This is a genomic window from Streptomyces sp. ICN903, from assembly GCF_022015835.1.
In the GTDB taxonomy this organism is placed as follows: Bacteria; Actinomycetota; Actinomycetes; order Streptomycetales; family Streptomycetaceae; genus Streptomyces; species Streptomyces fenghuangensis.
In genome coordinates, this window is sequence record NZ_JAKMAY010000260.1 from 1 (window position 1) to 8,341 (window position 8,341).

The 8,341-nt window shown below is 74.3% G+C and carries 7 protein-coding genes; 3 read left to right on the forward strand and 4 right to left on the reverse strand.

All coding sequences use genetic code 11. The features are described from left to right. Nucleotides 1-50: 50 nt before the first annotated feature. The 3 genes from glpK to L7D48_RS22365 all read left to right on the forward strand — a co-directional run bounded on the left by glpK (nt 51) and on the right by L7D48_RS22365 (nt 4,503). Nucleotides 51-1,568 carry a glycerol kinase GlpK gene (glpK, locus tag L7D48_RS22355; protein ID WP_237881799.1) on the forward strand — a complete coding sequence of 506 codons (1,518 nt, stop codon included), beginning with the start codon at nt 51-53 and terminating at the stop codon, nt 1,566-1,568. A 5-nt stretch (nt 1,569-1,573) separates the two neighbouring features. Continuing rightward, nucleotides 1,574-3,193 carry a glycerol-3-phosphate dehydrogenase/oxidase gene (locus L7D48_RS22360; protein ID WP_237881801.1) on the forward strand — a complete coding sequence of 540 codons (1,620 nt, stop codon included), beginning with the start codon at nt 1,574-1,576 and terminating at the stop codon, nt 3,191-3,193. 233 nt (nt 3,194-3,426) lie between these two features. Continuing rightward, nucleotides 3,427-4,503, forward strand: coding sequence for a PAC2 family protein (locus L7D48_RS22365; RefSeq protein ID WP_237881803.1), 1,077 nt, complete (start codon nt 3,427-3,429; stop codon nt 4,501-4,503). Nucleotides 4,504-4,594: 91 nt separating this feature from the next. Here the strand turns inward: L7D48_RS22365 and mshC are convergent, their stop codons facing one another. From mshC to L7D48_RS22385, 4 genes are all read right to left on the reverse strand, one after another. After that, the gene (mshC, locus tag L7D48_RS22370) at nt 4,595-5,824 is read right to left on the reverse strand and encodes a cysteine--1-D-myo-inosityl 2-amino-2-deoxy-alpha-D-glucopyranoside ligase (protein WP_237881805.1); all 1,230 of its coding nucleotides are present in this window, start codon (nt 5,822-5,824) and stop codon (nt 4,595-4,597) included. A gap of 177 nt (nt 5,825-6,001) precedes the next feature. Then, nucleotides 6,002-6,940 (reverse strand): SCO1664 family protein, encoded by a 939-nt coding sequence (locus L7D48_RS22375; RefSeq protein WP_237881807.1) that lies wholly within the window; start codon nt 6,938-6,940, stop codon nt 6,002-6,004. Further along, the gene (locus L7D48_RS22380; RefSeq protein ID WP_237881809.1) at nt 6,904-7,494 is read right to left on the reverse strand and encodes a DUF3090 domain-containing protein; all 591 of its coding nucleotides are present in this window, start codon (nt 7,492-7,494) and stop codon (nt 6,904-6,906) included. Before L7D48_RS22380 ends, L7D48_RS22375 begins: the two co-directional genes overlap by 37 nt. Before the next feature lie 87 nt (nt 7,495-7,581). Then, nucleotides 7,582-8,286: a histidine phosphatase family protein gene (locus tag L7D48_RS22385; protein WP_237881811.1), complete on the reverse strand. Its 705-nt coding sequence runs from the start codon at nt 8,284-8,286 to the stop codon at nt 7,582-7,584. Nucleotides 8,287-8,341 lie beyond the last annotated feature (55 nt).

Below are 8,341 nucleotides of genomic sequence, written 5' to 3' on the forward strand. Positions count from 1 at the left end.
CCCTCGATCCCCCGGCGCCATCCCGCCGCCCACCCTTGGAGCACCCCGACATGAGCGACACCCGCCGCGAGTTCATCGCCGCCATCGACCAGGGCACCACCTCCAGCCGCTGCATCGTCTTCGACCGGGACGGCCGCATCGTCTCGGTCGGCCAGAAGGAGCACGAGCAGATCTTCCCCGAGCCCGGCCGGGTCGAGCACGACGCCGCCGAGATCTGGGCCAACGTCCAGGAGGTGATCGCCGAGGCCCTGGACAGGGCGGGCATCACGCGCGAGGACGTACGGGCGCTGGGCATCACCAACCAGCGCGAGACGACGCTGCTGTGGGACAGGGCCACCGGCGAGCCGGTCCACAACGCCATCGTCTGGCAGGACACCCGCACCGACGCGCTCTGCCGGGAACTGGGCCGCAACGTCGGGCAGGACCGCTTCCGCCGCGAGACCGGCCTGCCGCTCGCCTCCTACTTCGCCGGCCCGAAGATCCGCTGGCTGCTGGACAACGTCGAAGGACTGCGCGAGCGCGCCGAGGCCGGCGAGATCCTCTTCGGCACGATGGACTCCTGGGTGATCTGGAACCTCACCGGCGGCACGGACGGCGGCGTGCACGTCACCGACGTCACCAACGCCTCCCGCACCCTGCTGATGAACCTGCGCACCCTGGACTGGGACCCGCGCATCTGCGAGTCCATGGGCGTGCCCATGGCGGTGCTGCCCGAGATCCGCTCCTCCGCCGAGGTCTACGGCGAGGCCCGCGGAGCACTGGCGGGCGTTCCGGTGGCCTCCGCGCTGGGCGACCAGCAGGCCGCGCTGTTCGGCCAGACCTGCTTCTCGCCGGGCGAGGCCAAGTCGACGTACGGAACCGGCACGTTCCTGCTGCTCAACACCGGTTCCGAGGCCGTCAACTCCTACAACGGCCTGCTGACCACCGTCGGGTACCGCATCGGCGACCAGGACCCGGTGTACGCACTGGAGGGATCGATCGCGGTCACCGGTTCGTTGGTCCAGTGGATGCGTGACCAGATGGGCCTGATCAACAGCGCCGCCGAGATCGAGACGCTGGCCAGCTCGGTCGAGGACAACGGCGGCGCCTACTTCGTCCCCGCCTTCTCCGGGCTGTTCGCCCCCTACTGGCGCTCCGACGCCCGGGGCGTCATAGCGGGCCTGACCCGCTACGTCACCAAGGCGCACATCGCCCGCGCGGTGCTGGAGGCGACGGCCTGGCAGACCCGCGAGATCGTCGACGCGATGGAGAAGGACTCCCGCGTCGAGCTGACCGCCCTGAGAGTGGACGGCGGCATGACCAGCAACAACCTGCTGATGCAGTGCATCTCCGATGTCCTGGACGCCCCGGTCGTCCGGCCGATGGTCGCCGAGACCACCTGCCTGGGCGCCGCCTACGCGGCCGGCCTGGCCGTCGGCTTCTGGCCGGACACCGACGCCCTGCGCGCCAACTGGCGGCGGGCCGCGGAGTGGACGCCCCGGATGGAGGCCGACGCACGCGAACGCGAGTACAAGAACTGGCTCAAGGCCGTGGAGCGGACCATGGGCTGGCTCGAAGAGGAGAACTGATCCACATGAACACCCTCAAAAGCGCCCCCACCCTCGGGGCGCGCCCGGCCGCCGGCCCGGACCCGGGCCGTGCCCAGAGGCGGGAGGTGCTGGACGGCGCGGTCTTCGACCTGCTGGTCGTCGGCGGCGGCATCCTGGGCACCTCGGTCGCCTGGCACGCGGCGCAGTCGGGGCTGCGGGTGGCGATGGTGGACGCCGGCGACTTCGCCGGCGCCACCTCCTCCGCCTCCTCCAAGCTGGTCCACGGCGGGCTGCGCTACCTGCAGACCGGCGCGGTGAGGCTGGTCGCCGAGAACCACCACGAGCGGCGGGTGCTGGCCAAGGACGTGGCCCCGCACCTGGTCAACCCGCTCACCTTCCACCTTCCGGTCTACCGGGGCGGCCCGCACGGCGCGGCCAAGCTCGGCGCGGGCGTCTTCGCCTACTCCGCCCTGTCCGCCTTCGGCGACGGGGTGGGCCGGCTGATCTCCCCGGCGAAGGCCGCCGCCGACAACCCGGCGCTGCGCACCGAGGGCCTCAAGGCGGTCGCGGTCTACGGCGACCACCAGATGAACGACTCCCGGGTCGCGGTGATGACCGTCCGCGCCGCCGTGGACTCCGGCGCGGTCGTCCTCAACCACGCCGAGGTCACCGGCCTGCGCTTCACCCACGGCCGGGTCACCGGCGCGGAGCTGAAGGACCGGCTGGACGGCACGGAGTTCAAGGTGGACGCCCGGCTGGTGCTCAACGCCACCGGACCGTGGGTGGATCACCTGAGGCGAATGGAGTACGCGGGCGCGGCGCCCAGCGTCAGGCTGTCCAAGGGCGCGCACTTGGTGCTGAGGCGTACGGCGCCGTGGCGGGCGGCGCTGGCCACGCCCGTCGACAGGTACCGCATCACCTTCGCCCTCCCCTGGGAGGACCACCTGCTGCTGGGCACCACCGACGAGGCCTACGAGGGCGACCCGGCCGACGTGTCGGCCACCGACGCCGACGTCCGGCAGATCCTGGACGAGGCCGCCTTCTCCGTGCGCGACGAGCAACTCTCGTCGGATCTGGTGACCTACGCCTTCGCGGGCCTGCGGGTGCTGCCCGGCGGCCCGGGCGGTGTGGAGTCGGCCAGGCGGGAGACGGTCCTCACCGAGGGCCGCGGCGGGATGCTCTCGGTCGCGGGCGGCAAGTGGACCACCTACCGGCACATCGGCCGCACCGTCCTGCGGAAGCTGGCGGCGCTGCCGGGCACCGCGCGGACCGGTTTCGCCGAGGACGCCGTCCCGGTCTCCGAGCTGGTGCGGCGGGTGCCGCTGCCGGGGGTGGCCAATCCGGACGCGGTCGCCCACCGGCTGCTGGTGGACCGCGAGCCGGGCACCCGGCTCGACCCGCTGACCGCCAGGCACCTGGCCACCCACTACGGAGCGCTGGCGTTCGACATCGCCCGCCTGGTGCACGAGGACCCGGCGCTGGGCGAGCGCGTCCACCCGGACGCCCCGGAGATCTGGGCGCAGGTCGTCTACGCCCGCGACCGCGAGTGGGCCGCGACGGCGGACGACGTGCTGCGCCGCCGCACCACGCTGACCGTCCGCGGTCTGGACACCGAGGATGTCCGCGCCAGGGTCGCGAAGGTGCTGGAGGGGCGCCGGCCCTGACCCCCGCGCCCCGGCGCTCCGCGGGCCCGTACGGCGCGGCCTGCCGCCCGCCGTACGGGCCCGCGCGCCGTGGGCGGCTGCGACGGTATCCGGACGGATCATCGCCGCACGGCCCGGGAAGGAGTGCCATGGCTGCGGCGCGGGCACGGTCACGCCGTAGGCTGGGCCCGCACGGTAATGGAACGTCAGCCGGTACGGAGCGAGTGCTCCGGTCGGCCGGAAGGAGGCACTGGGTGATCGAGCTCGAGGGAGTTCCCGAGCTGGTCGACCCGGTCATGGTGGCCGCGTTCGAAGGCTGGAACGACGCCGGTGACGCCGCCTCCGCCGCGGTCGCGCATCTGGAGCGGGAGTGGAAGGGCGAGGTGTTCGCGGCGCTGGACGCCGAGGACTACTACGACTTCCAGGTCAACCGCCCCCAGGTGTGGCTGGAGGGTGGTGTGCGCAGGATCACCTGGCCGACGACCCGCCTGTCGGTGGTACGGGTCGGCGACGCCGACGGCCGGGGCCGCGCCCGTGATCTGGTGCTGGTGCGCGGTATCGAGCCGAGCATGCGCTGGAGGTCCTTCTGCAACGAGATCCTGGGGTTCGCCCACGAGCTGGGCGTGGAGATGGTCGTCGTGCTCGGCGCGCTGCTCGGGGACACCCCGCACACCCGGCCGGTCCCGGTCACGGGCGTCACCTCCGACCCGGACCTGGCCCGCACGATGGATCTGGAGGAGTCCCGGTACGAGGGCCCCACCGGCATCGTCGGCATCCTCCAGGAGGCGTGCGGCCACGCGGGCGTACCGGCGGTGAGCCTGTGGGCCGCGGTACCGCACTACGTCTCGCAGCCGCCCAACCCGAAGGCGACCCTCGCCCTGCTCAACCGCCTGGAGGACCTGCTCGACGTGCGGATCCCGCTGGGCGAGCTGCCGGAGGACGCCCGGGCCTGGCAGCTGGGCGTGGACCAGCTCGCCGCCGAGGACAACGAGGTGGCCGAGTACGTGCAGTCGCTGGAGGAGGCCCGGGACACCGCGGAGCTGCCGGAGGCGTCGGGCGAGGCGATCGCCAAGGAGTTCGAGCGCTATCTGCGGCGGCGGGACGGCCAGCCCGGCGGCCACGCCGGGGGCGGTACGGCCGCCGAGGGCGGCTCGTACCTGCGCGACACCTCGGCCGGGGGGCGTACGCGTCCGGCGAGGCCGCCGGAGCCACCGGAAGGCGGCCCGGAGCGCGGTGCGCGGGGCCCCGAGGACGGGGGCGGCGGCCCGGAGGGCGGGGACGGCGCGGAAGACGAGGAGGGCGGCCCCCAGGGCCCGGAGAAGGACCGCTGAGCGGACAGCGCACAGCGGCACGGTACGAGGCGTCGGGGGCGCCCGCCGAACGGCGGGCGCCCCCGACGCCTTCCGTCGCGCGGCCGGAGGCTCAGAGCGCGACGCCCAGCAGGGCGTCCACGGCCCGCGACACCAAACCGGGTGCGCCGGTGTCCGTACCGCCGTCCGCGTTCTGGCGCTCGGCCCAGCGGTCGACCGCGGCCAGCGCGGCGGGGGCGTCGAGGTCGTCGGCGAGGGCGGCGCGGATCTCCTCCACCAGCGCGTCGGCCGGCGGGCCGTCGGGACGGGAGACGGCCGCCCGCCAGCGCCCGAGCCGGGCCACGGCCTCGTCGAGGACGGCGTCCGTCCACTCCCAGTCGGCGCGGTAGTGGTGGGCCAGCAGGGCCAGGCGGACGGCGGCCGGGTCGGTGCCGTCGCGGCGCAGCGCGCTGACGAAGACCAGGTTCCCCTTGGACTTGGACATCTTCTCGCCGTGGAGGGCGACCATCCCGGCGTGGACGTAGGCGCGGGCGAAGGGGTACCGACCGGTGAGCGCCTGCGCGTGCGAGGCTCCCATCTCGTGGTGGGGGAAGGCCAGGTCGGAGCCGCCGCCCTGGACGTCGAAGCCCATGCCCAGGTGGTCCAGCGCGATGGCGACGCACTCGACGTGCCAGCCGGGGCGGCCGGGCCCGAGCGAGCCGCCGTCCCAGGAGGGCTCGCCCTCGCGGGCGGCCATCCACAGCAGCGGGTCGAGCGGGTTCTTCTTGCCGGGGCGGTCCGGGTCGCCGCCGCGCTCGGCCGACAGGTGCCGCATCGTCTCGGCGTCCAGGCCGGAGACCTCGCCGAAGTGGGGGTCGGCGGCGACGGAGAAGTAGACGTCGCCGTCGAGGTCGTAGGCGGCGCCGGTCTCCCTCAGCCGCTCGATGACGGGGACGATCCCGGGTATGGACTCCACGGCCCCGATGTAGTGCCTGGGCGGGAGCATCCGCAGGGCGGTCATGTCCTCGCGGAAGAGGGCCGTCTCGCGCTCGGCCAGCGCCGTCCAGTCCTCACCGGTGTCGGCGGCCCGCTCCAGCAGCGGGTCGTCGATGTCGGTGACGTTCTGCACGTAGTGGACCTGCCGCTTGGTGTCGAGCCACACGCGCTGCACGAGGTCGAACGCGTTGTAGGTCGCCGCGTGCCCGATGTGGGTCGCGTCGTACGGCGTGATGCCGCAGACGTAGAGGCGGGCGACGGGACCGGGGGCGAGGGTCACCCGTCCGCCGGTCGCGGTGTCGTGGAGGCTGAGGTCTCGGCCCTGACCTGGCAGGGCGGGCACCTCGGAAGCGGGCCAGGCATGCATGGTCATGAGCGTAACCGGCACGCGGTACCGTCCACGAACGGGATGCGCGCAATGGCCTGAACCGGGTGCCGCGGCCGGTGTGGCCCGCTTGACGGGGCGTCGCCGGCCGGATCCACCCGCACGGGCGGACCGGACGGAGGGACCGGGCGGACCAGACGGGCGGCTCAGAGGGGCGGCTCAGACGGGCGGCCAGGGGATCGCGGGCCAGCCGCCGCCGGGCAGCGGGTGGCGGCCGGCGGCGATCAGGGCGTCGGTCCGCTTGCGCAGGGCGTCCAGCTCGGCGGGGGTGATCAGTTCGGCCAGCCGGGTGGCGAGCGGCCCGCCGCCGGCCAGTGCGGCGGACAGGCCGCGCAGCGCTTGAAGCGCCTCCTTCGGCAGCGGCTCGCCCGCCCAGCCCCACAGCAGGGTGCGCAGCTTGTCGTCGGTGTGGAAGGTCACACCGTGGTCGATGCCGTACAGCTCCCCGTCCGGGCCGGTCAGCAGATGCCCGCCCTTGCGGTCGGCGTTGTTGATCACCGCGTCGAGGACGGCCAGCCGGCGCAGGCGGGGATCGTCGGCGTGCACCAGCAGCGCGGTGCGGTCCCCGCCCACGCCGACCGGGACGACGGGCTTCCAGCCCGGCCCCGGCTCCCCCTCCTCCACCAGTGCGAGCAGTTCCGCGGCGGCGGGCCCGCCGCCTTCCGGTTCCTCCCGCCCGTCCCGCTCCTGTGCCCCGTGCGGCTCCTGTGCCCCGTCCGGACGGGGTCCGATCCACAGCTGGCACATGCCCTCGCCGTACGGGCCGTCGCGCAGCACGGTCGGCGGCACCAGATGCCAGCCCAGGGCCTCGCAGACCTCGTAGGCGGCCACCTCGCGCCGGGCGAGGGAGCCGTCGGGGAAGTCCCACAGCGGGCGCTCCCCGCGTACCGGCTTGTAGACGCAGGGCACCTGCCGTCCGCCGTCCCCGCCTTCCGCGTCCGCCTCGGCGACCGTGCAGTACAGCACCGCGTTGGAGGCGCCGCCGAGACGACCGCGCACCGTCAGCTCACCGCGGGCCAGCAGTTCGGCCGGCGGTGAGCCGCCGAGGTCCGCCTCCGGCCTCACAGGCCGCGGCGGTATCCGTTCTGGCGCGGGCATACGTGTCCCTCCGGATCGAGCGGCAGACTGCACAGCGGGCACGGCGGCCGGCCGGCCTTGACGACCTCCATGGCGCGTTTGGCAAAGGCCCGGGCCATGGTGCCGCTGATCCTCACGCGCAGCACCGGCGGGCCGTTCTCGTCGTCCCTCAGCAGCCTCTCCTCGGCCTCGGCCAGGTCCTCGTCGGAGTCGGCCTCGATCTCGACGAGGGCCTGCGCCTCCACGATCACGCACTCGTCCTCGCCGTCCCAGGCCAGCGCCATGGTGCCGACCCGGAACTCCTCCTCCACCGGAGTCCGCAGAGGGGCGTTGTCGGCCGTCTCGGCGGGCGCGACGGCCGGCACCGGGGCGCTGCCGCCGGTACGCCGCACGACCTCGTCCAGGAGTTCGTCTATGCGCTCGGCGAGCGCCTCGACCTGCGCCTTCTCCAGGGCGACGCTGGTGGTGCGGCCGGCCGCGGACGCCTGGAGGAAGAACGTCCGGCGGCCAGGCAGCCCGACCGTGCCGGCCACGAAGCGTTCCGGGGGGTCGTAGAGGAACACCTGACGGGACACGTTCCTGCTCCATCGGTCGACTGCTGGGACACTGGCACCCTACTGCGCCCGGCGATCACCGTGCCGACCACCGCACCCGTCACCGTGTCAGGCGCCGCCCCCGACGACCGCGCCGCCGTCGCCGCCCGCCTGCGGCGTGCCGTGCGCGGCGTCCGCCTCGCGCGGGGCGAGCGAGGCGAGGTCGCCGGTGTCGCCCAGCCGCAGCAGGAAGGGGCGCAGCGGGGTGTAGCGGACGGCGGTGACCGAGCAGGGCTCGACGTGGAGGCGCTGGAAGAGATCCAGGTGCATGCCGAGGGCGTCGGCGACCAGCGACTTGATGATGTCGCCGTGCGAGCACACCAGGTAGGTGGCGTCCGGCCCGTGCTCCCGCTCGATCCGCTCGTTCCACTCCCGTACGGCCTCCACCGCCCGGGCCTGCATACCGCGCATCGTCTCGCCGCCGGGGAAGGCCGCGGCCGAGGGGTGCTGCTGGACGGTGGCCATCAGCGGCTCCTCGTTCAGCTCGGCGAGCTTGCGGCCGGTCCAGTCGCCGTAGTCGCACTCGCCGACGCGCTCCTCGGTGTACAGCGGCAGGTCCGGCCTGGCGGCGGCCAGCGGTGCCAGGGTCTGGCGGCAGCGCTCCAGCGGGCTGTGGACCGCGGCGGCCAGCGGGAGCGCCGCCAGGCGCGCGGGCAGGGCGGCGGCCTGGGCGGCGCCGAGCTCGTCCAGCTCGACGCCGGGGGTGCGTCCGGCCAGCAGTCCGGAGGTGTTGGCGGTGGACCGGCCGTGCCGGACGAGGAGCAGCGTGGGCATGGCAGCCAGCGTAGGCGAGGGCGGCGGGACCGAGTAGGGGCGGGGCCCGGAGGCC